This window comes from Phyllobacterium sp. A18/5-2 (assembly GCF_025452215.1).
Classification (GTDB): Bacteria; Pseudomonadota; Alphaproteobacteria; order Rhizobiales; family Rhizobiaceae; genus Phyllobacterium; species Phyllobacterium sophorae.
The window spans coordinates 2,040,651-2,067,211 of the sequence record NZ_CP104966.1 but is presented as its reverse complement, the minus strand read 5'-3'; the positions used below and the strand labels follow the sequence as shown (position 1 = coordinate 2,067,211).

Genomic DNA, 26,561 nt, shown 5'->3' with positions numbered 1-26,561 from the left:
AATCTATCGCATTGGGAGATGCATATGGCCTTGCCGGAAATCCTGAAATCCACGCTTCGTATTCCCGTTGTCGGAGCGCCGTTGTTCATCGTTTCGCATCCGGCGCTGGTGCTCGCGCAGTGCAAGGCTGGCATAGTCGGCTCATTTCCGGCCCTTAACGCCCGGCCTGAGGCACAGCTTGACGAATGGCTGGCTGAAATCACTGAAGAGTTACGCAACCACGACGAGAAAAATCCCGATCGCCCTGCCGCTCCATTCGCTGTCAATCAGATCGTCCACCGGTCCAACAAACGGCTCGAACATGATCTAATGATGTGCGTAAAGTACAAGGTTCCCGTGGTTATTTCGTCTTTGGGCGCGGTTCCTGAGGTAAACGAGGCGATTCACTCCTATGGCGGGATCGTACTTCACGACATCATCAATAACCGGCACGCAAATTCTGCCATTCGCAAAGGTGCCGATGGGTTGATTGCGGTTGCAGCCGGCGCGGGCGGTCACGCAGGCCCCCTTTCGCCCTTCGCACTCGTCCAGGAAATCCGCGAATGGTTCGATGGTCCTCTGTTGCTCTCCGGCGCAATCGCCACCGGCGGCGCCATATTGGGCGCGCAAGCCATGGGCGCGGACCTTGCTTACATTGGTTCACCCTTTATCGCGACGAATGAGGCGCGGGCAGTCGACAGCTACAAGCAAATGATTGTCGACTCCGCCTCTTCAGATATCGTCTACTCGAATTACTTCACCGGAATCCATGGCAACTACCTGAAGCCGTCCATATCCAAGGCCGGAATGGACCCGGACCACCTGCCGGAAGCCGACCCGTCAAAGATGGACTTCGAAGCTGCAACGACGGGCGCCAAGGCCTGGAAGGATATATGGGGCTGCGGCCAAGGTATTGGTGCAATTAAGGAAATTCTTCCGGCGAGTGATCTTGTGGCCCGCTTGGAGCGGGAATATCATGCGGCGAAATCGGCACTTTGCACTGCCTAGTGCGGCGCACCCCTGTCTAGCGTGATCTGCAGGAACGTCAGGTTAAGCCATTTGCCGAATTTGGTCCCAACCTCCGGCAGATACCCAACAGTCTCGAAGCCAAGCTGCTTATGCAGCCGGATTGATGCTTCGTTGTTCGCTTCTATTCCGGCGATCATCACATGCTTGCGAAGCTGGCGCGCCCTGTCGATAAGCGCCAGCATCAACGTCCTGCCAATGCCCGCTCCGCGCATCTCTCTGTTTACATAGACGGAATGCTCGACCGTGTGCCGATAGCCCGCAAAGGCACGCCAGTCGCCAAAAGAGGCATAGCCTGTAACGCGGCCCAAATCATCAATGCCGACAATGACCGGAAAACCCTGTCTCTGCCTCTCCTTCAGCCACGTTCTGCGGTTCTCGAGATCGACTTCTGCCTCATTCCAGATCGCCGTCGTGTTCAGGACGGCATCGTTGTAAATTTCAAGGATTTCCGGAAGATCGCTCTCCACAGCATCGCGCACATTCACGGCTTGCACCCCTTAATTTCGTCTACTATAATTTCCTTATGTCTCATAAAATAGATAGTGTCGATCAGAAAATCGGCAGGCGTATCCGTCTGGAGCGAGAAGCACGCAATTGGTCGCTGACCGAGCTTGCGGAAAAATCCGCCGTCTCCCGCGCCATGATCAACAAGGTGGAGCGCGGAGAAAGCAGCCCCACAGCCATGCTCCTCGCCCGATTTTCCGGTGCATTCGGCCTGACGATGTCAACATTGATGGCCCGTGCGGAGATGCAGGAGGGCAGATTGCTCCGTCAGGAGGACCAGCCTCTGTGGATCGATCCCGACAGCGGTTATGTACGCCGGCACGTCTCGCCCGCCTCGGACCTGCCGATGGATGTGGTGCATATCGATCTGCCACCAAAGGCGCGCGTTTCGCTTCCGGCCAGCGCTTTTCTGTTCCTGCGGCAGCTGATCTGGGTCCTGAACGGCACGCTAAGCTTCGCAGAAGGCGAAACCACATACACACTCCACCAAGGAGACTGCCTTGAGCTCGGCGGGCCAAATGATTGTGTCTTCGCCAACGAGGGCGATGAACCATGCCGCTATGCAGTCATCGTCCTTACCCGGCTGTAATGGGTTGTGATCCTGCCAAACCCGAACCATGGCGCTCCCCAGGCTCATGCTCGCGGGCGCTGCCCGCGCCTCCAAAGAACAAGGCATCCTGCCGGCGGCGCAAGTCCAACAGGTGCGAATCCTCCGCGGCAATATCATGGAGGCGGATCGCACTGCCGGCCTTCACCGGCCGGACCAGCCGACGGTCGGCGACCAGATAGAACGGGGCAGGCTGATCGGCTTCGAGTGGCCTTGCCGGTATCAGGGCGGATGAGACGTTATCAATGGAATGATGATGACCTGTCGCTCTCAACAGGGTTCCAGGGCTGAGATCGACATCGGCGACAGCAACGAGGTCGAAGCGTGGTATGGGATGCCGCGAGCCGCTAGAGACGCCATTAAGTCCTGCGTCAAGAACACTTGTGGCTGCTTCCAGGCCGAGAAGATGGCGGGGCAGATAGATCATTGCAGTCGCGCCGCTACGGCTGATGATATGCCCTTTTTCGGCGAGAAGTTCCCAACTTGCCGTATCCCTGCAGCGTATGACGATAAAGACACCCCCAGCGAAGCTAATTTCGCCTGGAAGGCGCAAGCAATGGAAGACATCCATGCGTCGTTCGCCGTCAAGAAGTCCACCGTCATCCCGCGTAGAAAAGAAGGTTGGCACTTCCGAAATTCGGGTGATGGGGCAATGAAGATCCGGGCGGTCGGGAACGAGGTCGACAGAATGAGAGACGACAGCCAGCTCGCAAAGGTCGGGTACGGCACGCTGCGGCAAACTCGCGGCGGCCCGCGACCGCGCACCGGAGAGTTCGGCCACGTCACGTTCTCCCAGGTGAAGATGATCAGCGAAACCCACTGCATCAATGGAAACACCGTTGCTCGTTAGCGTTTCGGTCACAGGATCGAAGACGAAATCATATTCGCTCGATTTTCCGGCACAGACGATCTCGAAACCGAGAACTTCCGCCCAGGTGATCAGGCCGATGAGAAGGCTGGGTTGATCACCATCGACCGGGGTCACCACGGTTTGAGTAGCCATTCGAGCAAGGCCGGGACCGACAACGCTGTCGACTTCCTTTGAAACAAGGGCAAGATGCTTCCCCGCCTCGATCGCGAGCTTGGCGTGACGCGCACCTGCTTCCGGATGTCCCGTCGCCTCAACCAGTACATCGAATGGCAAATGCAGGACATGCGAGAGATTGCCGGCTGCTATCGTAAGTCCGTCGGCCCAAAAGCGGCTGGCCTCTTCCCTGTTTTGGCATTCGGCTACGTTCTCCACTCCGACGGATTTCAGCGCGGCCGCCGCTGTAGCGCTGTCTACGTCCACAGCTATGCGTACGTTCATCAGGGGAACACGCAGGCCCTGCGCCAGAAAACTGCGGCCAAATCCACCTGTGCCAACGATACACGCCTCGACCGGCCGGCTTGCGCCTGGAAATTGTTCGTGATGGTTCATGGCGATTGATCCTTTCGAGGCGGTGAAGGTAGCCGTGCCGTCAGAGCTTGGCCGAATGCGTAGTGGCTGAACCGCGGCGGATGCCGCGCAGGCCAACGGCCTTGGCAACGACGGGCCATGCGAGCATGAGGAGCCCCAGGGCCATGATCCCCCGACCAGCGGGTTGGACCAGAATATGGTCAGCGAGCCATTTGACATCAGCATGGATTGGCGGAATGCATCCTCGGCCTTGTCACCCAGAACCATGGCAAGCACGAGCGGGGCGATTGGATAGTCGAGTTTTTTGAAGAGATAGCCAAGGACACCAAAGCCGAGGACGAGCCACATATCGAAAGTCGAGTTGGCGATCTGATAGGCACCCGAAAAGATTATGGCCACGATCACCGGCCCGACGATCGAGAAAGGCACACGCAGGATCGAGGCGTAAAGCGGCACGGTCGTGAGCACGAGCAGTACCGCAACGACATTGCCGAGATACATCGACGCAATGAGTCCCCAGACAAAATCCGGCCGCTCGATAAAGAGCATGGGTCCTGGCGTCATGCCCCAGATCATTAGTCCGCCCATCATCACGGCAGCCGTTGCCGACCCGGGAACACCAAGGGCGAGCATTGGCAAGAGAGCGGATGTGCCGGCCGAATGGTCGGCAGTTTCGGGCGAAACAATGCCACGCGGGTCGCCCTTGCCGAATTGCGACTTGTCCTTGGCAAACCGGCGAGCCAATCCATAACTCATGAATGACGCCGCAGTCGGCCCGGCAGGTGTTATCCCCATCCAGATTCCAATGAGCGTCGAACGCAGGATCGACCACCCGTATCGCGGCATCTCCTTCAGCGCTTTGAGCACATCAACTGCCCGGACCCGCGCCTTGATCCCATCGAACCGGAGTCCCTCTTCCGTGGTTAGCAGTAACTCCCCGATCCCGAAGAGTCCCATGACCGCAACCAGAAAGGAAACGCCTTTGATGAGATCCGGGATGCCAAAGGTGAGCCGCAACCCGCCCGAGATCGTATCCATTCCGACGGTGGCCAGGGCAAAGCCGAGCATCATCGTGACCAATGTCTTGGCGGGTGCGTTGGCACCCATTCCGATGAAACTGGCAAAGGCAAGAAAATACACCGCAAAGAATTCCGGCGAGGAAAACTGCAGCGCAAAGCGCGCGACCCATGTCGACAGCAGTGTAATCATAACCACGCCGGCCAGCGCTCCAATACCGGCAGACATAAAGGCGAGAGTCAGAGCACGTGTGGCCTGGCCGTTTCGGGCCATGGGATAGCCGTCGAACGTCGTCGCAACTGAGGATGGTTCACCGGGAATGTTGAAGAGGATCGAGGTCGTCGAGCCACCGAAAAGTGCTCCCCAGTACATGCAGGAAAGAAGAATGATGGCCGAAATCGGGTCCATCGTGAAGGTAAGCGGCAGGAGAAGCGACACGCCGTTCGGCGCACCTAGCCCCGGCAGCACGCCGACGAGGATTCCCAGCATGACGCCGATGACCATGATGACAATGTGGTGCGTGGTGATGACGGTGGCAAAGCCATCCATCAGGTAGCCGAAATTGCCCATTGTCTGTTTCCTCCCAAGGGTTCCGGCAATAGCGGTGTCACCGCATTGCGGATCAGTAGATGCCGAGCCAGCCTTCAATCGGTCCCTTAAGCAGGGGAACCTGAAAACCTATCTCGAACACGAGGTAGAAGAGCGCAGTCACGGCCAGTGCTGCGAGGGCAGAAACCCACCAGCGATAACCTCCCTGCCACTTCATTGAGCCAAAGATGTAGAGAGCAGTGCCAACATAGAGGCCCAGAAGAAGCGAAACGACGATGAAAGCGCCGACGGGTAGAAAGAAGCCGAGGACGGGCCTGGCCCTTTTAGAATCGAGGAAGATCTCCCCGTCGTGCTGATAAAAAAATGCGCTGCGCACGAGCGTCACCAGGCTGCCAAGGATAACCAGAACGCCGATATAGAACGGGAAGTAACCTGCTTCCGGCCCCATGTCGCTCCAGCCGATCCCGCTTCGCCAAGACCCGTAGCAGATAGCTAAACCGGCCCCAGCAGTCAGTAACGCCGTAACGATCTCCATCGTTTTGCGGGACACAGATCCCCTCTCGAACTCAACCATGCTCACCTCCAATGCGCTGCGGGAAGCAGGGGCGCCTGCTGGGCGCCCCCCGTTTGGTTTACTCCACCAGCCAACCTTCGCGCTTGAGCACCTTGCGCACGTTCTCGCGGTCACCTGTCTGGTAGGCTTTGAAGTCATCCCCGGCCATGAACTGCGACGTCTGTGAAGTCTTGGCCACGTAATCTGACCATTCCTGCGTTTCGGAGACTTTCTTCAGGACGTCGCGATAAAAGGCTACCGCCGCTTCATCAACCCCGGCCGGCAGCCAGACCGTTCGCGGCATGCGGTAGCTGTCGATCGCCAGCCCAGCCTCAGCGCATGTAGGGATATCGTTCCAGCCTTTGCCATCATGCACCGGCTCGCTTTTCGGAAAGCGGTCGGGCCGGAAGACGCATAACGGCTTTACCATGCCCGCCTGCCACTGACCGCGATTCTCGTTGGGATTGTTCACATTGGCGTCGATGTGACCGCCGGCCAGTTGGACGGCTGCCTCGCCGCCGCTCTTGAACGGAATGTAGCGAAACTCCGCTCCGGTGGCGTCCGCTATCGTCGAAACGAGGATCTGATCGGTATCCTTGGACTGGCTTCCACCGAACTGGATTGCTTTTGGCTCTGCCTTGGCCGCCGCCACAAAGGCTTTGATATCGTCGACCTTGGATTCGCCATTCACCCATACGAGAAATTCGTCCAGTGCGAGCGCGGCTACAGGTGTCAGATCCTCAGCCTTGTAAGGAACGGCTGCGACGCTCGGCAGGAGATATTCATTGTTGGTACCGAATGTCAGCTTGTAGGGATCGCCCTTATGGCCCGCAGCGTAGACAAAACCCTCTGCTCCACTCCCGCCGCCCTTGTTGGTGACGACGATAGACGCATCCATCAGCTTATGCTTGGAGATAATGGATTGCACCGTGCGGGCGAAGTTGTCGGTGCCACCGCCTGGGCCCGAGGTCACCACGAATTCGACCGGCCGCGCCGGCTCGAATGCCAGCGCTGGTGCTGCCGCGATGGTCGCCAGCATCGCCAACGTAATCTGTTTCAACATATCATTTCCTCCCGGTTGTCGAACCATCCGCCGCAAGCTCCTACCCCGGCGGAGTGGTCCGGTTTTCGTCAATCGATATTTTGAGACGCCCTATTCAAGCTTGCCTGTCGCATAGCCATCCTCGCCGCCAACAGCACAGCCTCTCGCGATGCCCCAACATCGGCGATTCCATGACCGGCTATATCGTAGGCTGTTCCATGCGCGGGAGTGCAGAGCGGGAACGGCAGGCCGCCCATCATCGTTACCCCTTTGTCGAAGCCCATCATCTTCATCGCGATCTGACCTTGGTCATGATACATGGTCAACACCGCGTGGAACCCTTCCTTGAGGGCGCGCAGAAATACCGTATCGGCCGGAAATGGCCCCTCCACCGCATATCCCTCGGCTTTGGCCCGCGCCACTGCAGGTTCGATTATTTCGATTTCTTCTAATCCGAAGCTCCCGCCATCACCGGCATGCGGATTGAGTCCCGCCACCGCGATTTTCGGTTCGTCAATCCCCGCGAGCCGCAGACAGGCGGCGGTCAGCTCCACCTCCGCCAAAATAGCATCCTGACTGATATGACCGGAGACTGCCGACAGTGGGATATGCGAGGTTACGCGCGCGTTCCAGATTCTGCTCCAGCACGTTGAACTCCCGCATCTTTCCCGAAAAGGACAGAACGTCGGAAACAAAGCGGATCTCGTCGTCGTAGCCTGGATAGGCATAGCGCATCGCTTTCTTGTTGAAGGGCGTAAAGCAGATGCCATCGACGCGGCCTTCGTTTGCGAGATGAAGCGCAAAACGAAAATTTTCGGTCGCAAAGGTGCCGCCGGCAAGGGTCGCCTCGCCACGTGTGACGTCAGCAGGATCCAGATGCCCAAGATCGACGAAGACTGGCCGCCCTGCTGGTTCGGTCGAAAACTCGTCCGCCGTTCGATAATCAAGATCGAGCGTGACTTTCGCGATCAGTGCGCCCTCCTCCAGGATGCGCCGATCGCCGATAACGATAAAATGCGCGGCACTGCAAAGCTCCGGCAAGGAGAGTATCTTGGCCGTCAGTTCCGAACTGATACCGGCCGGATCGCCCATGGCAAGGGCCAGCACGGGGCGTCTTGTCCGTATCACGGCAGCAGTTTCGCTTGTCGCCATAAAAGCTCCTCCTCTTCAATGATGCCTCTGAGGACTACAAGCAATGCTTTTAGGATGCAAGCATTTTGTATACAGTATAAAAAATAACGTATGAAGGGCTGTATCATTTTACCGCGACCAGTGCGAAAATGAGCGTGAACAACAGACTCGCGCGTTGAGCTGACGAATGAAAATGGAGGGTAATGATGGCTTCAGACGTGATTGAACCGGCCGGACGGCGGACAGTAGCCACGATCTCCCGCCAATCGCTGCATGGCGAGATCGTCACGCGATTGCGCGACATGATCATCGAGGGTGACCTGCAACCGGGAGAGCGCATCTATGAAAACCAGCTCGGCGAAGAACTTGGCGTATCGCGTACACCCCTGCGAGAGGCGCTGAAGTTTCTGGCCAGCGAGGGATTGGTTGAGCTGGTGCCAAGCCGTGGGGCTGTGGTCAAACGCTTTTCGGCGAAAGACGTTGAAGATATGCTCATCGTCATCCGGTCGATGGAAATGCTTGCTGGCCGCCTCGCATGCGTACAGGCGAGTGACGAAGGGATCGCACAGATCCGCGTGCTGCACGATGCGATGGTCAGGCACTACAAGGCGGGGGAGCGGCTCGAATATTACAAGCTGAACCAGCAGATCCATACCGGGATCGTCGCCCTCGCCGATAACGCTCCGCTTGCCGAAGTTCACGGTCTGCTGCAATCGCGCGTCAAACGCATCCGCTTTATCGGGCATGAAGGTGCGGAACGTTGGGCAGGTGCAGTCGCCGAACACGAGCGTATCATCGCCGCGCTTGAAGCACGTGACGCAGAAACCTTGGCGCAGGAGCTGGACACCCATCTGGCCAACGGATGGGAACGCGTGAAATCTGTCGTATGATTGCGGTTGAACGAAGCCGCGCTTTAGAAACGAAGGTGCGTGTTCGCTATGTCAATTGTCGAAGCTAGTGATCGTGGTCATCATGCGAAGGCAGATCAAGGCCGAAGGTGGTAACGAGATCCGCCACCTGTTCCGGGCTAAGGTACCGGGGGTTCAGGTTTCGCAAGATCAGATAGAGTTTTGCTGTCTCCTCCAGCTCCTCAGTCGCAAAAACTGCGGCTTCAAGACTATCACCCGCCACGACGGGGCCGTGATTGGCAAGCAGCACGGATGAATACTTGCCCGCCAGGCCACGAATGGCATCCGTGACAGCCGGATCTCCTGGACGATAGTAGGGCACGAGAGCCGTCTGGCCGGCCCGCATGAGATAATAGGGCGTCATCGGCGGAAGTGCGGCGCGCGGGTCGATCTCTGGCAACATTGTCAGGGCAACGGCGTTGGTCGAATGCAGATGCACGATTGCGCGAGCGCTTCCACGAGTCTCGTAAAGCGCAGAGTGAAGAGGAATTTCCTTAGTCGGCTTATCACCTGATAGCAGCCGTCCTGTGGCGTCGAGCCGGGAGAGTCTGGCCGGGTCGAGGAAGCCCAGCGATGCGTTGGTGGGTGTTACCAGCCAGCCGCCATCATCCATTCGCAAGGATATGTTTCCCGATGAACCCGGCGTCAGTCCCCGCTCAAACAGGGACCGGCCGTATCGGCAGATTTCCTCACGCAATCGTGTATCAGACATTGGAATTCCCTCTTGTCACGCCGTTGCCCCTTCGATCAGTTCAAAACCGAGATCGACAACTTGTGCCGGCGCGTTTTCAACAACGAGTTGCGCCGCCACCTGTCCCGTCGCGACACGGGGTGTGCGGATGGTCGAAAAAGGCTGCGGCGTTACCCGGCCGATATCGAGGCCGTTATAGCCAAAAATTGCCAGCTGCGACGGGATTGAAATCCCGCGCGCCAAGCAATGAAAATAGCCACCCAGCGCCATGTCGTCGTTGGAAAAATACACAGCGTCGAGATCCGGACTTCTCGTCAGCAGCCGTTCGAGCCCCAAGCGCCCGTTTTCGACCGACGACGCCCCGGCGTGAATTTCCCGATCGACAAGCGGGCTGCCGCCCGCACTCAGTGTTTCGCAAAAGCCGGCATAGCGTTTGCCGGCACGGGTATCACGCTCCAGATCGTGACCCACATAGCCGATCCGGCCATAATGCCGCTGCAACAAATAATGTGCGCTTCGGCAGCCCGCATCGTGATTGGAAAAGCCAACCGCCAGATCCAGCGCAACGCCATCGATATCGAGCAATTCCACAATCCGGCAGCTTGCGGCGCGCAGCATCCTGACCGTACCTTGGGTGTGCTCGTAACCCGCCAGCATCACGGCTGCGGGCCGCCAAGCCAACATGGAGGCAACGAGCGCTTCTTCCCTTGCCGGGTCGTAGTCGGTGACGGCGAAAACCGCCTGATGCTGGTTCTGTTCCAGCGTGCTGCTCGCCCCTCGCAGCACATCGGCAAATACGATATTGGAGAGCGAGGGAACCACAAAAGCCACGAGGCGCGAACCGGCGGAGGCCAGCGTTCCGGCTATCCGGTTTGGCACATAGCCCAACCGCTCAACGGCCGCCATAACCCGGTCCCTGGTCTTGCCGGAGAACGAACCATGGTTTCGCAGAACGCGTGAAACCGTGCTTTCCCCGACACCGGCCGCCTCGGCGACCTGCGCAAGTGTCACCGCGGTCTCGTACTTGAAATCCATGTTCCCTCTTGAATTCGCATTCGGCAGTACGCGCCAACTGGACGGCAATATCCGAAGGGCGGTTGCGGATTTTCAGCCAACATCTTCACGGTCTCTTGCCAATAATCAAGTTTTTTGGCAGCGCTACCAATTTCGTGTTGGCAGCGCTGCCAAAATAAACTACAAAAATGACAGCGCTACCATAATCTACCCTGGACGCGCAGGGGAACGTTTAGTCCTTCAGCTGGCGCCTGGAGATATTGCCTTCGCTTGGCAGACTGGAGAACATCGTCATGTCATCGCTCTCTGAAGCTCCTGGTCGCACCGTCGTGGCGGCAGTGATCGGCCTTGGGTCAATGGGACTCGGGATGGCCCGGTCGATGAAACGCGCGGGTCTCGACGTTACCGGATATGACATTGCGCCAACGGCGGTTGATCGCTTCATCGCGGATGGCGGCCGTGGCGCGGCCACACCCGCGAACGCCGCAAAAGACGCGGACATTGTCGTCTCGGTGGTCGTCAATAGCGCACAGACCGAGGCCGTGCTTTTCGGTGCCGGCGGTGTCACGGAAACGATGCGGCCGGGGGCGGTGTTCGTCTCGTCTGCAACCATGGACCCGGCGGTCGCGCGCGACCTTTCACAACGTGTCGAGGCCCTCGGTTTTCATTATCTCGATGCACCGGTTTCCGGCGGGGCAGCAAAGGCGGAGAGCGGAGAACTGACGATCATGGCGTCCGGTTCCCCGCGAGCCTTCGACACCGCCCGTCCGGCTCTTCACGCCATGGCCGGCAAGATTTACGAACTCGGCGACGCGGCCGGAACCGGTGCCGCCTTCAAGATGATCAACCAGCTTCTTGCGGGCGTACATATCGCCGCCGCGTGCGAGGCCATAACCTTCGCTGCGAAGCAGGGGCTCGACCTCGACAAAGTCTACGAGGTGATTACGGCATCGGCCGGAAACTCGTGGATGTTCGAAAACCGGATACCGCATGTGCTGGCGGGGAACTACGCCCCCCTGAGCACGATCGAGATTTTCGTCAAGGATCTCGGCATCGTTCAGGATATGGCCCGTTCGGAGCGCTACCCGGTACCGCTCGTCGCGGCAGCCTTGCAGATGTATCTGGCCGCTTCGGGTGCCGGCATGGGCCGCGACGACGACTCCTCTCTCGCACGGCTCTACGCCCAGCTCTCGGGTACACAACTGCCAGGTCTGAGCGGCAAGCCGCAGAGTTGATAGGAAGGAGCAATGATGCCGGTATTCGCCGCCAATCTGACGATGATGTTTAACGAGTGGCCGTTCCTCGACCGCTTCGACGCTGCCGCCGATGCAGGATTTGCCGCCGTCGAGTATCTCTTTCCCTACGACGTTGCGCCGGAAGCGATCGCCGAGCGACTTGTTCGCAACAACCTGCAGCAGGTGCTGTTCAATTTGCCCCCGGGGGATTGGGCTGCGGGCGAGCGTGGTATTGCCGCTCTTCCCGGACGGTTCAATGCATTGAAATCGGATGTGGAGAGGGGACTCGAATATGCCGCGGCGACGGGCGTAAAGCGGTTACATCTGATGGCGGGCCTTGCTGATTCTCACGACGACGAGGCAGCGGCTATTTACCAGCGCTCGGTGATCTACACTGCGGGGCGGCTTGCCGAAGCGGGAATCGACCTCGTCCTCGAGCCAATCAACGGACGTAACATGCCCGGTTATTTCCTCGACGATTTCAATACAGCCGAAAAGCTGATAGCAAAACTCGGCCTGCCAAACCTGAAACTCCAGTTCGACATTTATCATCGCCAGATCATGCATGGCGACGTGACGATGGCTCTGCGCCATTTGCTGCCGATCATCGGCCATATCCAGATCGCCAGTGTGCCTTCACGCCACGAGCCCGATGGGGAAGAGCTGAACTATCCCTTTCTGTTCGGGGAAATAGACCGGCTTGGCTATGCAGGTTTCGTCGGTTGCGAATACAATCCCCGAGGACATACACTGGACGGTTTGGGTTGGTTCAGACCTTTTGCACGGAGCTAGACGATGGCTATTCTGCTTGGATCCATTGCCGACGACTACACAGGGGCGTCCGATCTCGCCAATACACTGACGAAGAACGGTCTGAGAACCGTCCAGACGGTCGGCATTCCCGATTCGGCACTGGCGTTGCCTGACGTTGATGCGGTCGTTATCGCGCTGAAAATCCGTTCGGTTGCTGCAGCCGAGGCCGTGACATCTGCGACGGTCGCCGATCGGTGGCTGCGCCAACGCGGCGCGAGCCATGTGCTTTACAAAATCTGCTCGACATTCGATTCCACCGATGCCGGCAATATTGGCCCGGTCACCGAAGCACTAAGCGATGGGCTGACATTGGTGACCCCTGCCTTCCCTGAGACCGGCCGTACAGTCTATCTCGGTCATCTCTTCGTCGGTGAACAACCGCTGAACGAAAGTCCGCTCAAGGACCATCCCCTTAATCCGATGCACGATTCCAACCTCGTACGGGTCCTGGCCAGACAGTCACGCGGCACTGTCGGTCTAATCGACCTGGTGACAGTCGCGGCTGGACCAGAGGCCGTAAAGGCACGGCTCGACAGTCTCCAAGCGCAGGGTTTCACCGCGGCGATTGCAGATGCAATATTCGAACATGATCTGGAAACGCTCGGTGCTGTTGCACTCCAAACACGCGCTTCGACTGGCGCATCCGGACTGGGCCTCGGGCTTGCCCGCGCGTTGGTGCGCTCCCGCCCGACGGCTCTGCGGACCGAAGCCGCAGCCGGCGCCGTAGGCCCCGTTGGCGGGCTGGCCGCTATTGTTGCTGGCAGCTGCTCGAAAGCGACGCTCCAGCAAATCGCCGTCGCCGAACAGACAATGCCAGTGCTAAGGCTTGACCCTGAAAAGTTGCTTGCCGGTTCGGACGAGATAAATGCTGCGATCTCCTGGGCCGGCGACCGCATTTCAGCCGGTCCGGTTATTGTCGCGGCAAGTGCGCCCCCGAAACGGTCGCCCGGCTGCAATCGCAATATGGACGCGAAGCTTCGGGTCACGCGATCGAAACGGCCACTTCAACCATTGCGGCCGAGCTCGTGACACGTGGCGTGCGGCGCCTTGTGGTCGCTGGCGGTGAGACATCCGGTGCAGCCGTGGACAGGCTCGGCATCCCAGCATTTCTGATCGGGCCGGAGATTGCCCCCGGGGTGCCGGTGTTGCGGACAATCGGCACGACCCATGGTGATATGCTACTGGCGCTGAAATCGGGGAACTTTGGAGGCGAGGATTTCTTTGCGGCCGCGCTGGCCAAGATGCACTGATCTGAATCAACTTGGGTGGCGTGATAGCACGTGCTGTAAAGTAGTTTTGTTCGATTTCCTCTACGAGCCATTTACCAATGCAAGGATGAGCTGATGGATATTGCCGCCCTTGCTGAGTTCAGTCCGGTCGAAATCCCGACTTCGCTGCCGCTGTGCGAGCGAGAGCGCCGAAAGGCGTTTCGTCAACTCGGTCTTGATTTTTTGGCATTTGGGGTCGTCCGGCACAGACATACCCACGGTTGAGGACTCGATTGCCTGCACCATCTCCTTGATCATATCGCCGTGCACCACTTCGTGGCTGCGGACACCTGCGATGAACGTCTCCCAATTCTTGGCGGCCGCAGGCGGCAGTTGGCCTGCCGGTTCGGGCAGCGTGTAGGTGATGACAAGCTTTGGCCGTGCTGAAACCAAAGTGCAAGCTCCGCCGCCTTGCGCTTCGTATTTCCTCGACCATGTCAGCTTGAAATTGGTATGGGCGATGGTGCGTGTCAAACCGCCGACCTTGGGCCCATTCTCGCCGATCGACGCATAGAGGTCAGCGCCGGATTTGCCAGCAATAGTGTAGGTTTGCACCTTCTCGACAGCTTGCCACTCAGCGCGCGCAATCCCCGGTGACGACGCGAGACAGACCACCAGCAACAAAAGTCGGACGACTATTTTCACGTGACACCCCTGAAGCTCAATCGGTGATCCGGGTAATGGCGATCAGCGCCCCGGATGAGGGCGTCCGCCAAGGCAAAAGCCCCTTCGGCTGCTGCGAAAGGGGCTGGATAACCACAGGTTTCAGTTCACCGACGCGAGTGTCATCGATGTACCGGTCGCCGCGACGTTGAGACCGATCTGACCCGTCAGGCTGACCGCCTGAAGATGGACCGAGCCTGCGGTGCCGCCAAACAGGACGTTTGTGCCGATGCCGGCCCCGACCGTCGCCTCGGCGGTAGCGCCGCTATAAACGCCGCTCAACGAGCCGTGGTGGTAGCCGGCCGTCGGTGCGAACACGGCCCAGATGAGCCGGCTGCGCGTCGTAAAGCCAAGATCGACGCCGACCTTCCTGATCGCTCCGCTGTAGTGATCCAAACGTTCGCTGCCGACTGCCGTATGGAAGCCGCAATCGATTTCCTTGGCCGAGCCAAGGACATAGCCAACCCCGCCGCCGATCGTGCAATCGAGATAACCAATCCGGACGCCACCACGCGGCCCTTGATCCTTGTATGTCCGGACGTCGGCTGCATTAACAGCTGTCGGGCCGGCAAGAGCCAGCGACGCCGCGGCAAGCGTCATCGCAAGAGTCTTCATCATCATGGTCTCCTTCTCAAATCATGATCTGTGCACCGCAACCGGTCTTCCAACCCAACAAATCCAGCAATTGACTACAGACGTTATCGCGGAGCGATCCCGTCGGTCTCATTGAGCTGTTTATGTCTTGAAGGCGCGCGTTACAGACAACCTCACAGATCAATCCCTATTGGGACATTTTGAAGGCATCATGCGGGATTGCAAGCGAGGAGAACGGCACCTCGTATATCTATTTTGGCCATGATGCTGAACAGTCACTGGTGCCGCGCGGAGGAATTCGAATCCTCTGCCCAATTCTTGATCACCGAATGTGCAGCCTTGCAGCAAACCATTTTACATCGGTCTGTTCGCGACCTCAGCCACCGCCCTTTTCGCCATGACTTTCACCAGGTTGGCGCGGTAATCGGCAGATGCGTGCATGTCGGACAGGAGCCCGTCTGGATCGACCGTGAGGCTATCCAGTGCCGCCGGAGTGAAATTGGTGGCCAAGGCGGTTTCTGCGTCTTCAAGGCGGAAAACGCCGTTCTCGCCCGCTCCGGTCACAGCTACCCTTACCTGCTCGCCGGTTTTGGCGACAAAGACTCCCGCCATCGCATAGAGCGATGCTGGATTGGGAAACTTCTTGTAGGCGGCTTTGTCCGGCGCAGTAAATTCCACCGCAGTAACGATCTCCTCCGGCTCGAGCGCCGTTTCGAACAAGCCAACAAAAAATTCCGACGCCGGTAAGGACCGCTGGTTGGTGATGATGGTTGCGTCCAGCGCCAACATCGCCGAGGGGTAGTCGGCCGCTGGATCATTGTTGGCAATGGATCCGCCAATCGTGCCCATATTTCTCACCTGCGGATCGCCGATATGGCTGGCGAGACTGGCGATCGCCGGACAGACCTTTGCGAGTTCCTCGTGGGTCGCGACATCATAGTGAGTGGTTACCGCGCCAATCCGTATCGTGCGGCCATTGATCGTGATGCCTTTCAGCGCCTCGATCCGTCTCAGATCAATAAGATCGCTCGGCGATGCCAGGCGCTGCTTCATGGTCGGGATCAGCGTCATTCCACCGGCAAGAAACTTGCCGTCCTCTGCCTCGCCCATCAGTCTTGCGGCCCCTTCGACTGAGCTGGCACGATGATATTTTGTCTCATACATGGCGCTTCCCCTTCACTTCGCGGCCTGGATGGCGGCCCACACAGTCTGCGGCGTCGCCGGCATGGCCAGGTCGTTGTTGTGGATCGCATCAGTGATGGCATTGATCACGGCAGGCGGCGAACCGATTGCGCCAGCCTCGCCACAACCTTTGATGCCCAGCGGATTGGAGGGACAAGGCGTTTCCGTCGTCATTACGTCGAATGACGGCAGGTTTTGCGCACGTGGCATCGTATAGTCCATGTAGCTGGCCGTCAGCAGCTGCCCGCTATCATCATAGTGTGTGCCTTCCAGCAGCGCCTGTCCGATGCCCTGCGCGATGCCGCCATGCACCTGCCCTTCGACAATCATCGGATTGATAATCTTGCCAAAATCGTCAGCCGCGACGAACTGGATGATTTCGGTCACGCCCGTCTCCGGGTCGACCTCGACTTCGCAGATATGGCAGCCTCCCGGGAAGGTGAAATTGGAAGGATCGTAGAACGCTCCCTCTTTCAATCCGGGTTCCATGCCCGAGGGTAGATTGTGAGCCGTGTAGGCGGCCAGCGCCACCTGGAACCAGGGTAACGATTTGTCCGTGCCTGCAACCCTCACATCACCGTTCTTGATCTCGATATCGCCTTCGTCTGCTTCGAGAAGATGGGCAGCAATTTTTTTCGCCTTGGCTTCAACCTTGTCCAGCGCCTTGACGATGGCCGACATGCCGACCGCGCCGGAACGCGACCCATAGGTGCCCATGCCCATCTGCACCTTGTCGGTGTCGCCATGGACAATCGAAATGCTATCGATCGGAACGCCGAAGCGCTCCGCTGCGAGCTGTGCGAAGGTCGTCTCGTGGCCCTGTCCGTGTGAATGCGAGCCTGTCAGGACCTCGATCGTGCCGACCGCATTGACCCGGACCTCGGCGCTTTCCCACAATCCGACGCCGGCGCCGAGCGAACCGACAGCGGCCGAAGGTGCAATGCCGCAGGCTTCGATGTAGCAACTCAATCCGATCCCACGCAGCTTGCCACGCTTGGCGGCTTCCTCGCGGCGTTGTTCAAAGCCCGCATAGTCCGCGGCCTTTATGGCGGCGTCCAGCGTTGCGTCGAAATCGCCCGCATCATAATTCATGACCACCGGCGTCTGGTGCGGGAAGGACCGTATGAAATTCTTCCTCCGAAGCTCCGCCGGCGAGACTTTCAATTCACGCGCTGCGGTTTCCATAATGCGCTCAAGCACATAACTGGCTTCTGGCCGCCCGGCCCCGCGGTAGGCATCGACCGGCGCCGTGTTCGTATAGACGGTCTTCACATTGGCGTGGATGGCCGGAATGTCATATTGTCCAGAGAGAAGTGTCGCGTAGAGATAGGTCGGTACGGAACTCGAAAACAGCGACATGTAGGCGCCGAGATTGGCGATCGTCTGAACTTTGAGACCAAGGATTTTATTATCCTTGTCAAACGCGATCTCCGCGTGGGTAACATGATCGCGGCCATGGGCATCGGCGAGGAAACTTTCAGTCCGATCGGCCGCCCATTTCACGGGGACGCCGGTCTTTTTCGATGCCCAGAGGCAGATGATTTCTTCCGGATAGATAAAGATCTTCGATCCGAAACCACCGCCGACATCGGGGGCTATGACGCGCAGTTTGTTTTCAGGCGCTACATTGTAGAATGCACTCAACACCAGGCGCGCGACGTGCGGATTCTGTGAGGTCGTCCAGCACGTGTAGTGGTCCTCCGCCGCATCGTAGACGCCAAGTGTGGCTCGAGGTTCCATCGCATTGGGTACAAGGCGATTGTTGACGATGTCCATTTTTGTGACGTGGGCTGCCTTGGCGAAGGCGTCGTTCGCCGCCTTTTCCTCCCCGAGGTCCCAGTCAAAAATCAAATTGCCGGGCGCTTCAGGATGGAGTTGCGGAGCACCCTCCTTGAGGGCCTCGACAACACTGACCACGACAGGCAGTTCTTCGTAGATTATTTCGACCGCCTCGGCAGCATCCCGCGCCTGCCCCTTTGTATCGGCGACCACGATAACCACTGCGTCGCCAACATAGCGCACCGTATCGGTCGCAAGCGGCGACCACGCGCCCATCTTCATGGGACTGCCATCTTTCGAATGAATCATCCAGCCGCAGATCAGATTGCCGATCCCATCCGCTTTCAGCTCCTTGCCCGTCAGGACACCGATGACGCCGGGCATCTTCTTCGCGGCCGCGGTGTCGATGCCCACAATCTTCGCATGGGCATGGGGGCTGCGCACAAAGGCAGCATGCTTCATGCCGGGCACGACCATATCGTCGGTGTAGCGGCCCTTGCCGGTGAGAAACCTCTTGTCTTCCTTGCGAAGAACGCGTGCTCCGATACCTTCGACACCCATGGCTACTTCTCCCTGTCGCAGGCGCTTTGCCTTGAGAAATGTCCAAGTCTCCGGGGCAAGCGGGCTGCAAGACTGAATTCAGATGATCAGGCGGCCTTGACAGCGCCCTTGCTCATTTTGTCCGACGCATCGAGTATGGCTTTGACGATGTTGTGATAGCCGGTGCAACGGCAAATATTGCCCTCGAGCTCCGCGCGCACGGTTGCCTCATCGAGTCCATGCGGATGCCGTCGAATCATATCGACCGAACTCATGATCATGCCCGGCGTACAGAATCCGCATTGAAGTGCGTGGTTTTCACGGAACGCAACCTGGAGTGGGTGCAGCTCACCGTCGGTGCTAATGCCTTCAATCGTCGTAACCGTAGAGCCGGAAGCCTGAGCCGCCAGTATCGTGCACGACTTGACCGCCCGGCCATCGACATGGACGATGCATGCACCGCATTGCGATGTGTCGCACCCAACATGGGTGCCCGTCAGTCCAAGATTTTCACGCAGGAAGTGTACAAGCAGTGTGCGGTCTTCAGCTTCGCCTGTGACGGCACGCCCATTCACGAACAATTCCACTTTGGCCATAGGTTCCTCCCAGAACGTTGACTCATGCGTCTCTTCCGGACTTCATGTGGTAGATGAAGATTAACCGCTCCTGCGCGCTTGTCTATCGGCAAAATAGAAAAATTCTAATTTGCGCCGCCCTCGGCGAATAAGTACACGTGAATTGCCGGCTTCCACCGCTGCGTGTTCAAATGCCACCATGACAAGGCTTGCAATCGCAGCGCAATGAAGGTATCAGGCGCGTCATCCTTCGGCACACGTTACTGATGCCGGTTTCAAGGACCGGGAAGTTACTTCCCTGCCGCTTTAGCTCAGTCGGTAGAGCACATCATTCGTAATGATGGGGTCGCGTGTTCGAGTCACGCAAGCGGCACCATTTTCCCGTAAGTATTGCAATTTGTATGTGCGGCCTCGATCTCGGTCTTCCAAATGACGTTGGATTCTGGCTTCATCGCTGGGACGACTTAGCGGCAGGGGCCTCAGGCATGGACCGACGCATAAAGCTCCTCTGGTTTCTGATCGCTGGTTGGATCGCGTTGGCGGCTTTTGCCTGGAACGCAAAGGCGGCCGGCAATGACTGGAGCCCTGAAACAGTCCGGAAAATAGCAGCTTCGACAGCTTCTCAACCCGCGCAGGTGAACGCGATACCAGGCGATTTCGGATTTCCTGTTCCCGATCCGGAGCCCATGCTGCCTGTCGGCATCGATGCCTTCGATCCCCCGGCCTACGCCATGAGCACTGCGGGCCCGTCAATAGCCGAGATTTCAAAAACAGCGGACCGCGACGAAATTGTCTCGATGACCGGCGTAAAGCTGGACAAAGGGACAAGCTTCGACGTCTTCGCACAAGCGGCGGCTGCGCGAGATGGATCAGTGATCTCAGTTCCATCATTGCGTGCTGACGACGTTGCGGCAACGATACTCCTGCCCCAGTCTCTGCCTGCCTGGTCGATGTATCTGGTTTGGCCGGAACGTGAAGGGATACGCAGCAAGCCGTTCGCCATCAATCGGACCGAGAGCTGGTGGTTAGGACCGGAAAGCGCTGTTTCGGGAACCATGATTTCGGTCTACGGCCGTAATCTGTCCAAGTCTAACGGCACGTCGACATCATTCATTTATATCAAACCCGGGCGCGGTACCGGTCAGTACGTAACGCCCCTTTCCGTCAATCCCTTCAAGGTCGATTTCAAGATTCCGGAACTGGCGGCGGGATCCTACGAAGTCTGGATCCACAATGGTCACGGCGGCCGCTTTGGTTGGAGCGGCCCCCTGACTTTGAGTGTTCTCGACCGGAGCCCCTGGGCGGGTCAGGATCGGCAGATTTTCAACATCAGGGACTTTGGCGCGGCCGGCAGTGGCGTTGCTGATGATACTCGCGCTATCAAGTCCGCATTGGCGGCGGCCCAAAGCGCGGCTCCTTCAACGGTGTACTTTCCGTCCGGCACCTACCTCATAGCGTCCAGGCTTGATGCACCCAGCAACGTCCGCTGGATGGGCGACGGCATGGAGTTCACAGAAATTCGGCTGAATACGAATATCGATGACAGCATGATTGACGGTCCCGGCCAGAATGGGCAATTTGAAAATCTCACGCTCAACGCCAATGGCAAAACCGGCTCCCACCCGCTGTTGTGGATTGCTTCGGTCTCGAACCTGCGCTTACAAACGGTTCGGCTCAACGCCTGGGGTGTGGCCGCTGTGGAATCGCATGACTCCTCGGGTCTATATTTCGACTCTTCCGAACTGGTCGAAAACGGATCGTTCTACGGGAGCAGCCGCCAGATATTCATGACCAGCAACAGATTTCGGATGACCGGATACGGCGAGTCCGTCGTCTCGCTTTGGGGAGGCCGTGATTTTTCAATGATTGGCAACGACCTTGCCAATGCCGATGAGACCCGCGACGACGGATATGGCATCGGCCGGTTTTTCGTCGCCCAAGGTCATTTCGGCAGCATGAAAAACATGTATTGGGGAGACAATAAGTCCCATCAGGCGGCACCCCATGATTGCTCGAAAGTTGATTGCAACAAGGGTGAACAGATCTGTTTTGAGATCGTCAACAGTGAGTTGAAGGGTGGGTTCAAGGACGCCACCGCAAATACGGTCACCTTCGATTCATTGCCGGCCTCGTCGAAACCCGGAGGACAAGATCTGGTTATCGTCGGCGGCAAGGGAGCTGGTCAACGCCGTCACATCTCTTCAGTGAGCCGGGATGTCGCGACTTTGGATAGACCATGGAATGTAATTCCGGATCGCTCAAGCCGGTTCGCATTGGCTGCGACCGCCTCCCAAATGGCGGTGTATAACAACGTGTTTCAGGGCCGCTCAAGCTACGCCGAACACGATTCTGACTCCACCGCGGTGCTGCTTTACGGAAACGTCTACGATGCAATCGTCGACCGCAACCAAATATCCCAGATGCGCCATGGGATGATGACCGTTGCGCTGGCCTCGACCCTTGGCCTGAGCCCCTATTTCCTGCAATATTCGAACAACACGGTCACCGACAGCAATAGCGGCCTCTATGTCGGCACCACCTTCACAGATTCCGGAATTGCCGGAATTTGGGGGGGCCTGGGCAACATCTACCGCAAGAACACATTCAGCAATCTGGCGCACATTGGCGTTGAATACGAGTCTTGGGGTTACAATGGCGCCGACTATAATGGCACCGTTTTTGAAGGAAACAGGTTCAAAGGACTTCCGTATGGATTCATCGACGCGTTCCGTCTGATGTGGACCCATGATGGGAACTTCAAAGCCCCGCCCCTGTATAGTTCGCGCAAGTACAACACGATCCTTTACAAGAATGTCTTCGATCGAGGAACCGCCTCCCTGTCCGGGAGCACTGGTTTCAAATCATTTCAACCAAAGAATACCTGGCTGAATATCAGAATCCACATGGACGGGATTTGCAACAGGGAACACCGGTCCAACGAAGTCGCCCGATCGGTGATCCCAGTGGGTCAAAAAAGTTCCAGACGATCCAACTTGTTCCACTCAGTTGGTGGCAACGTTGCCAGCTCGCGCAAAAGCCCACGGGATGTTGCGATGTCATTGTCCTCGCCCAAGGCATCCTGCAAACGCGAAAGTCGCTTGAACCCAACTTGATGCTTGCCACGTCATTGGGGCACGTAGTATGTTGTCACTGACAACATAGGGTCTCGCCATGAACGCTGTTGAGGAATTCCGTAGATTCAATCGATTCTTCACCAAGGAAATCGGTCTGCTCGACAAGCACTTGCTCGCGAGCGACTACACCTTGGCAGAGGCCCGTGTCCTGTACGAGCTTGCAAAGAATGGTGAGCAAACGGCGGCTGATATCGGCCGCAATCTGGGAATGGATAAAGCTCATCTCAGCAGGATCTTGGCACGGTTCGCCAAGCGCGATCTGGTCAGCGGTCGAGCGAGTCCTGAACATGGAAAGCACCGGCTCATTTCACTTACGCCGGTGGGACGCCAGGCCTTTGCCGTTCTGGACCGGGGCTCGCAGTTACAAATAGAGAAGCTGCTGACACCGCTGGGCCACGACGCACGCCAGCAATTGATCGCATCCATGCGCGAGATCCACGGCATTCTCGACGGCGATAAGCAACAGAATATTGTGACCTATCGCGATCTCCGGCCCGGCGATCTTGGGTGGATTACACACCGGCAGGCTGTTCTCTACCATGAGGAATATGGTTGGGACTGGACGTACGAGGGGCTCGTTTGCGATATCTTTGCAAAATTCGTCGCCAATTTTGATCCCAAGCGCGAAGATGGCTGGGTTGCCGATCATGGAGGCTCGATAGCCGGATCCGTGTTTCTCATGAAGACCGGCGACCCGGCCGTCGCCAGGTTGAGGCTGCTTTATGTAGAGCCAGGCGCCCGTGGTCTTGGCATCGGGCGGGAACTCGTGAACAAGTGCGTGGAGCGCGCACGAGAGCTCGGTTATCGCCAGATTACGCTATGGACGAATGACATACTCACATCGGCGCGGCACATCTACCAGACTACCGGATTTCAGCTCGTCGACGAGGAGGAGCATCATTCGTTCGGGCATGATCTCAAGGGTCAAACCTGGATCCTCGACCTCTAACGAAACCACCGGTTTTCACGATATATTGAATGCGTAGCATGGCTTTTTTTGCAGTTGAGGCAAGCTGACGCCTTTTTTATACCCAGCACGCCTGCTATATGCACGGTCGTTATAAGCTCCCTTATGAATAGCATCCTTCTCATCATGAATAATGCACCGACCCTTGGCTTTCTGCTGCACGACGTCGCCCGGCTGTTGCGCAAGCGATTCGAGCAGCGCGCGAAATGCCTGGGGCTGACCCGGTCGCAGTGGCAAACGCTGGCCTATCTTTCGAAGAATGAGGAATCCATCAGGCCGGTCTTGCGGAAATCCTCGAAATCGAACCGATTACGCTTGTTCGCATTCTGGACAAGCTGGAGGAACGGGGCTTGGTCGAGCGCCGGCGGCATCCGACCGACCGCCGTATCTGGCTGCTGTTCCTGCGGGAGGAAACCCGTCCGCTGCTCGATTCCATCCGCGTGATAGGAGAATCGACACGCGCCGAAGCCCTTGCGGATATTTCGGACGACGATCGCGAACACCTTGTCCGCACCCTGACCCTTATGAAGACAAATTTGATCGGCGCTTGCCAAACGCCGGTCGAGGACAAAGAGAAAAAATCATGGCTGATGGTTCACCTTCCTTACGCATCCCCGCCAAGCCGGATGAAGCCAACGACCTGGTGATGGAAAAGCGCAACACGGCGCCCGAAACGCCGTCTCCGCCGAACGGCGCCGCGGAAACGGCGCCTGTGGCGGCTGCCGCGCCGGCACGCCCCCGCAATCTCAAGCGCCCGATCCTTTTTGCACTGCTTCCGGTGGTTCTGATTGCGGGCGGCTATATCTACGCGACCGGCGGGCAGGTCATGTCTACCGACAATGCCTATGTCCAAGCGGATATTGTCGGCGTCTCCACCGATGTATCCGGTATTGTCCAGTCGATCGAAGTGCACGACAACGAAAAGGTCAAGCAGGGCCAAGTGCTGTTCCGCCTCGACCCCTCCGTCTACAGCATCGCCGTCGCCGGTGCCCAGGCACAGCTTGGCGTCGTGCGCAACCAGATCCTCAATCTCGAAGCCAGCTACAAACAGTCGCTCGCGGAAATCACGCAGGCGGAAGCCGACATCCCATTCTTCCAGAAGTCACTGCAACGCCAGCAGGATCTGAACGCCAACTCGTTTGCCTCGAAAGCGACCTACGATCAGGCCAAGCACGATCTGGACGCGGCACAGCAGAAAGTCGACGTCGCCAAGGCGGAAGCAGCCGCGACTTTGGCGCAGCTTGGCGGGAATGCCGGCCAACCCGTCGAGCAGAACCCATCATTTCTTCAGGCACAATCGGCCGTCGACAATGCCCAGCACAATCTTGACCGGACCATTGTCCGCGCGCCGTTCGACGGCATTGTCACCAATGTCAGCGCGTTGCAGGTTGGCGCCTATCTCCAGGCATCGCAGTCGGGCTTCAGCCTCGTTTCCACCACGCATATGTGGATCGCCGCGAGCCCGAAAGAGACCGAGCTCACCTATGTCCACCAGGGTCAGCCGGTCGCAATCAGCGTCGACACCTATCCGGGGGTGCAGTGGAAGGGCACAGTTGCCAGCATCAGTCCCGCCTCCGGCTCCAGCTTCTCGCTGTTGCCGGCGCAGAACACGACGGGCAACTGGGTCAAGGTGGTTCAGCGCATCCCCATGCTGGTCAGCATCGACGACATGGCAGGCAAGCCTCCTCTGCGCGTCGGCATGAGCGTCACTGTGGGTGTCGACACCGGCCACGCCCGCGGCTTGCCCGAGTTTGCTGAAGACCTGCTCGGGCTATTCGGTCGCAAGGATCATGTCTAGCACTGCTGCCGTCCCAAGCGCCGCGCCGGCTATTGTCAATCGCGGCGCTATCACCGCCTGCGTGATCCTGGCGGTGATCATGCAGGCGCTCGACACGACGATTGCCAATGTGGCGCTGCCATACATTCAGGGCAGCGTCTCGGCGAGCGCCGATCAGATCAATTGGGTCCTGACCTCTTACATCGTCGCCGCTGCGATCATGACGCCGCCCTCCGGCTTCCTTGCAGCACGCTTCGGCCGCAAGAATGTGCTGCTCACTGCCATTGTCGGCTTTGTCGCTGCCTCGGTTCTATGCGGACTTGCCCAGTCCCTGCCGCAGATCGTGGTCTTCCGGCTAATGCAAGGCCTGTTCGGCGCCTCGCTGGTGCCGCTGTCTCAGGGTATCCTCCTCGACATCTACTCGGTGGAGGAGCGCGGCAAGGCCATGGCGCTGTTCGGCGTTTCGGTGATGGTCGGACCGGTTTTAGGCCCGGTCATCGGCGGGTGGCTTACCGATAACATCAGCTGGCGGTGGGTGTTCTACATCAATGTTCCAATCGGCATGCTGGCCTTTTTCGGTATTGTAGCCTTCGTCTCGGAAACGACGCGCGAGGCGAGCGCCAAACTCGACTGGTTCGGCTTCGGTACGTTGAGCCTTGCCATTGCGACGCTGCAGCTTTTCCTCGACCGCGGCGAACAGTTGGATTGGTTTTCGTCAACCGAGATCCAGATCGAGGCCCTGATCTGCGCAGGTGCGTTCTATCTGTTCCTCGTACACACCTTCACGGCGACGAAATCCTTCGTCAATCCGCGCCTGTTCCTTGACCGCAATTTCTCCGTCAGCATGTTCTTCATCTTCGTCATCGGCGTGACCTATCTCGCCTCGCTTGCCCTGATGACACCCTATCTGCAGACCCTGATGGATTACCCGGTTATTACGGCCGGTATCGTCATGGGGCCGCGCGGCATCGGGACGATGGCCTCGATGTTCATTGTCGGGCGGATGATCGGCAAGATCGACACCCGCGCCTTGCTGATCTTCGGCTTCAGCCTGACCGCGTGGGCCATGTATGACATGACCGGCTGGACGCCGGACGTGTCGCAATGGACGATTGTCTCGGTCGGTTTTGTCCAAGGTGCCGGTCTTGGCTTCCTCTTCGTGCCATTGACCACTATCGCCTTTGCTACGCTGCCTGCGCATATGCGCGGCGAAGGTACAGGCCTCTACAATCTCTCCCGCAACATTGGCTCAAGTGTCGGCATTGCTGTCGTTACCGCATTGATCACCGAGAACGTGCAGTCCAATCATGCGTCGATCGCCGCCTATGTCACGCCCTTCAATCACGCGTTCAATGCTCCGGCTGTGATGCAGCATCTCGACCCGCTGAAGGCCGCAGGTCGCGCGGCACTGGATGGGATGATCACGACGCAGGCGACGATCATTGCTTATATGGACGACTTCAAGCTGTTGATGATCATGTCGATCGTGTCTATCCCGCTGGTTCTGCTGCTGCGCAGACCCGCGCCGAACGCCGCGCCTGCGGAACACAGTGCCGTCATGGAATAAGCCGAAGTGCCAATGCACAAACGATGTACGAAGCCATGACCAAG

Annotated in this window: 20 protein-coding genes, 1 tRNA gene and 4 pseudogenes; 12 read left to right on the top strand and 13 right to left on the bottom strand. The window is 58.1% G+C overall.

Annotated features, from left to right (window positions below; translation table 11 throughout):
* Positions 1-24 precede the first annotated feature (24 nt).
* Entirely contained in the window at positions 25-987 is a 963-nt protein-coding gene (locus N8E89_RS10285; RefSeq protein ID WP_106664516.1) for an NAD(P)H-dependent flavin oxidoreductase, read from the top strand.
* Here N8E89_RS10285 and N8E89_RS10280 read toward each other — a convergent pair.
* Complete coding sequence (locus tag N8E89_RS10280) at positions 984-1,493, bottom strand: GNAT family N-acetyltransferase (protein WP_106664607.1); 510 nt, start codon at positions 1,491-1,493, stop codon at positions 984-986. The genes N8E89_RS10285 and N8E89_RS10280 overlap by 4 nt on opposite strands.
* A gap of 38 nt (positions 1,494-1,531) precedes the next feature.
* Between N8E89_RS10280 and N8E89_RS10275 the strand changes: the two genes are divergently transcribed.
* On the top strand, positions 1,532-2,101 hold the full coding sequence (locus N8E89_RS10275; protein ID WP_106664517.1) for a helix-turn-helix domain-containing protein: 570 nt from the start codon (positions 1,532-1,534) through the stop codon (positions 2,099-2,101).
* On the opposite strand, the gene N8E89_RS10270 is transcribed toward N8E89_RS10275, so the two are convergent.
* The 5 genes and pseudogenes from N8E89_RS10270 to N8E89_RS10250 all read right to left on the bottom strand — a co-directional run bounded on the left by N8E89_RS10270 (position 2,088) and on the right by N8E89_RS10250 (position 7,831).
* A complete protein-coding gene (locus N8E89_RS10270; protein WP_410010369.1) occupies positions 2,088-3,122 on the bottom strand; it encodes an SAF domain-containing protein in 1,035 nt (344 codons plus the stop codon). The genes N8E89_RS10275 and N8E89_RS10270 overlap by 14 nt on opposite strands.
* A gap of 457 nt (positions 3,123-3,579) precedes the next feature.
* Positions 3,580-5,105, bottom strand: a pseudogene (locus N8E89_RS10265) (tripartite tricarboxylate transporter permease).
* A gap of 52 nt (positions 5,106-5,157) precedes the next feature.
* Complete coding sequence (locus N8E89_RS10260) at positions 5,158-5,658, bottom strand: tripartite tricarboxylate transporter TctB family protein (RefSeq protein WP_106664519.1); 501 nt, start codon at positions 5,656-5,658, stop codon at positions 5,158-5,160.
* Positions 5,659-5,716: 58 nt separating this feature from the next.
* Entirely contained in the window at positions 5,717-6,700 is a 984-nt protein-coding gene (locus N8E89_RS10255) for a tripartite tricarboxylate transporter substrate binding protein (protein WP_106664520.1), read from the bottom strand.
* Between the two features lie 68 nt (positions 6,701-6,768).
* Positions 6,769-7,831, bottom strand: a pseudogene (locus N8E89_RS10250) (4-hydroxythreonine-4-phosphate dehydrogenase PdxA).
* Positions 7,832-8,013: 182 nt separating this feature from the next.
* Between N8E89_RS10250 and N8E89_RS10245 the strand changes: the two are divergent.
* On the top strand, positions 8,014-8,700 hold the full coding sequence (locus tag N8E89_RS10245; protein ID WP_106664522.1) for a GntR family transcriptional regulator: 687 nt from the start codon (positions 8,014-8,016) through the stop codon (positions 8,698-8,700).
* Positions 8,701-8,764: 64 nt separating this feature from the next.
* Here the strand turns inward: N8E89_RS10245 and N8E89_RS10240 are convergent, their stop codons facing one another.
* Complete coding sequence (locus N8E89_RS10240; RefSeq protein WP_106664523.1) at positions 8,765-9,430, bottom strand: 3-oxo-tetronate 4-phosphate decarboxylase; 666 nt, start codon at positions 9,428-9,430, stop codon at positions 8,765-8,767.
* Positions 9,431-9,445: 15 nt separating this feature from the next.
* Positions 9,446-10,444: a LacI family DNA-binding transcriptional regulator gene (locus N8E89_RS10235; RefSeq protein ID WP_106664524.1), complete on the bottom strand. Its 999-nt coding sequence runs from the start codon at positions 10,442-10,444 to the stop codon at positions 9,446-9,448.
* A 272-nt stretch (positions 10,445-10,716) separates the two neighbouring features.
* Between N8E89_RS10235 and ltnD the strand changes: the two genes are divergently transcribed.
* From ltnD to otnK, 3 genes and pseudogenes are all read left to right on the top strand, one after another.
* The gene (ltnD, locus tag N8E89_RS10230) at positions 10,717-11,658 is read left to right on the top strand and encodes an L-threonate dehydrogenase (protein WP_106664525.1); all 942 of its coding nucleotides are present in this window, start codon (positions 10,717-10,719) and stop codon (positions 11,656-11,658) included.
* A 15-nt stretch (positions 11,659-11,673) separates the two neighbouring features.
* On the top strand, positions 11,674-12,450 hold the full coding sequence (gene otnI / locus N8E89_RS10225) for a 2-oxo-tetronate isomerase (protein ID WP_106664608.1): 777 nt from the start codon (positions 11,674-11,676) through the stop codon (positions 12,448-12,450).
* Positions 12,451-12,453: 3 nt separating this feature from the next.
* Positions 12,454-13,721 (top strand): annotated as a pseudogene (gene otnK / locus N8E89_RS10220) (3-oxo-tetronate kinase).
* Between the two features lie 60 nt (positions 13,722-13,781).
* Here the strand turns inward: otnK and N8E89_RS10215 are convergent.
* From N8E89_RS10215 to N8E89_RS10195, 5 genes are all read right to left on the bottom strand, one after another.
* Positions 13,782-14,384, bottom strand: coding sequence for a DUF922 domain-containing Zn-dependent protease (locus N8E89_RS10215; RefSeq protein ID WP_106664527.1), 603 nt, complete (start codon positions 14,382-14,384; stop codon positions 13,782-13,784).
* Between the two features lie 120 nt (positions 14,385-14,504).
* Positions 14,505-15,020 (bottom strand): DUF992 domain-containing protein, encoded by a 516-nt coding sequence (locus N8E89_RS10210; protein ID WP_106664609.1) that lies wholly within the window; start codon positions 15,018-15,020, stop codon positions 14,505-14,507.
* Positions 15,021-15,350: 330 nt separating this feature from the next.
* Entirely contained in the window at positions 15,351-16,160 is an 810-nt protein-coding gene (locus N8E89_RS10205) for an FAD binding domain-containing protein (RefSeq protein WP_106664528.1), read from the bottom strand.
* A 12-nt stretch (positions 16,161-16,172) separates the two neighbouring features.
* Complete coding sequence (locus N8E89_RS10200) at positions 16,173-18,518, bottom strand: xanthine dehydrogenase family protein molybdopterin-binding subunit (RefSeq protein ID WP_106664529.1); 2,346 nt, start codon at positions 18,516-18,518, stop codon at positions 16,173-16,175.
* A gap of 86 nt (positions 18,519-18,604) precedes the next feature.
* Positions 18,605-19,093, bottom strand: coding sequence for a (2Fe-2S)-binding protein (locus N8E89_RS10195; protein ID WP_106664530.1), 489 nt, complete (start codon positions 19,091-19,093; stop codon positions 18,605-18,607).
* Between the two features lie 279 nt (positions 19,094-19,372).
* Between N8E89_RS10195 and N8E89_RS10190 the strand changes: the two genes are divergently transcribed.
* The 6 genes and pseudogenes from N8E89_RS10190 (at position 19,373) to N8E89_RS10165 (ending at position 26,517) form a co-directional block, all read left to right on the top strand.
* Positions 19,373-19,448, top strand: a tRNA-Thr gene (locus N8E89_RS10190).
* A gap of 109 nt (positions 19,449-19,557) precedes the next feature.
* Entirely contained in the window at positions 19,558-22,185 is a 2,628-nt protein-coding gene (locus N8E89_RS10185; protein WP_262259819.1) for a glycosyl hydrolase family 28-related protein, read from the top strand.
* Between the two features lie 58 nt (positions 22,186-22,243).
* On the top strand, positions 22,244-23,155 hold the full coding sequence (locus N8E89_RS10180; RefSeq protein ID WP_106664531.1) for a bifunctional helix-turn-helix transcriptional regulator/GNAT family N-acetyltransferase: 912 nt from the start codon (positions 22,244-22,246) through the stop codon (positions 23,153-23,155).
* Between the two features lie 144 nt (positions 23,156-23,299).
* Positions 23,300-23,820 (top strand): annotated as a pseudogene (locus N8E89_RS10175) (MarR family winged helix-turn-helix transcriptional regulator).
* Entirely contained in the window at positions 23,757-24,971 is a 1,215-nt protein-coding gene (locus N8E89_RS10170; RefSeq protein ID WP_106664533.1) for an HlyD family secretion protein, read from the top strand. Before N8E89_RS10175 ends, N8E89_RS10170 begins: the two are co-directional and overlap by 64 nt.
* Complete coding sequence (locus tag N8E89_RS10165) at positions 24,964-26,517, top strand: DHA2 family efflux MFS transporter permease subunit (RefSeq protein ID WP_106664534.1); 1,554 nt, start codon at positions 24,964-24,966, stop codon at positions 26,515-26,517. Before N8E89_RS10170 ends, N8E89_RS10165 begins: the two co-directional genes overlap by 8 nt.
* The last annotated feature ends 44 nt before the right edge of the window (positions 26,518-26,561 follow it).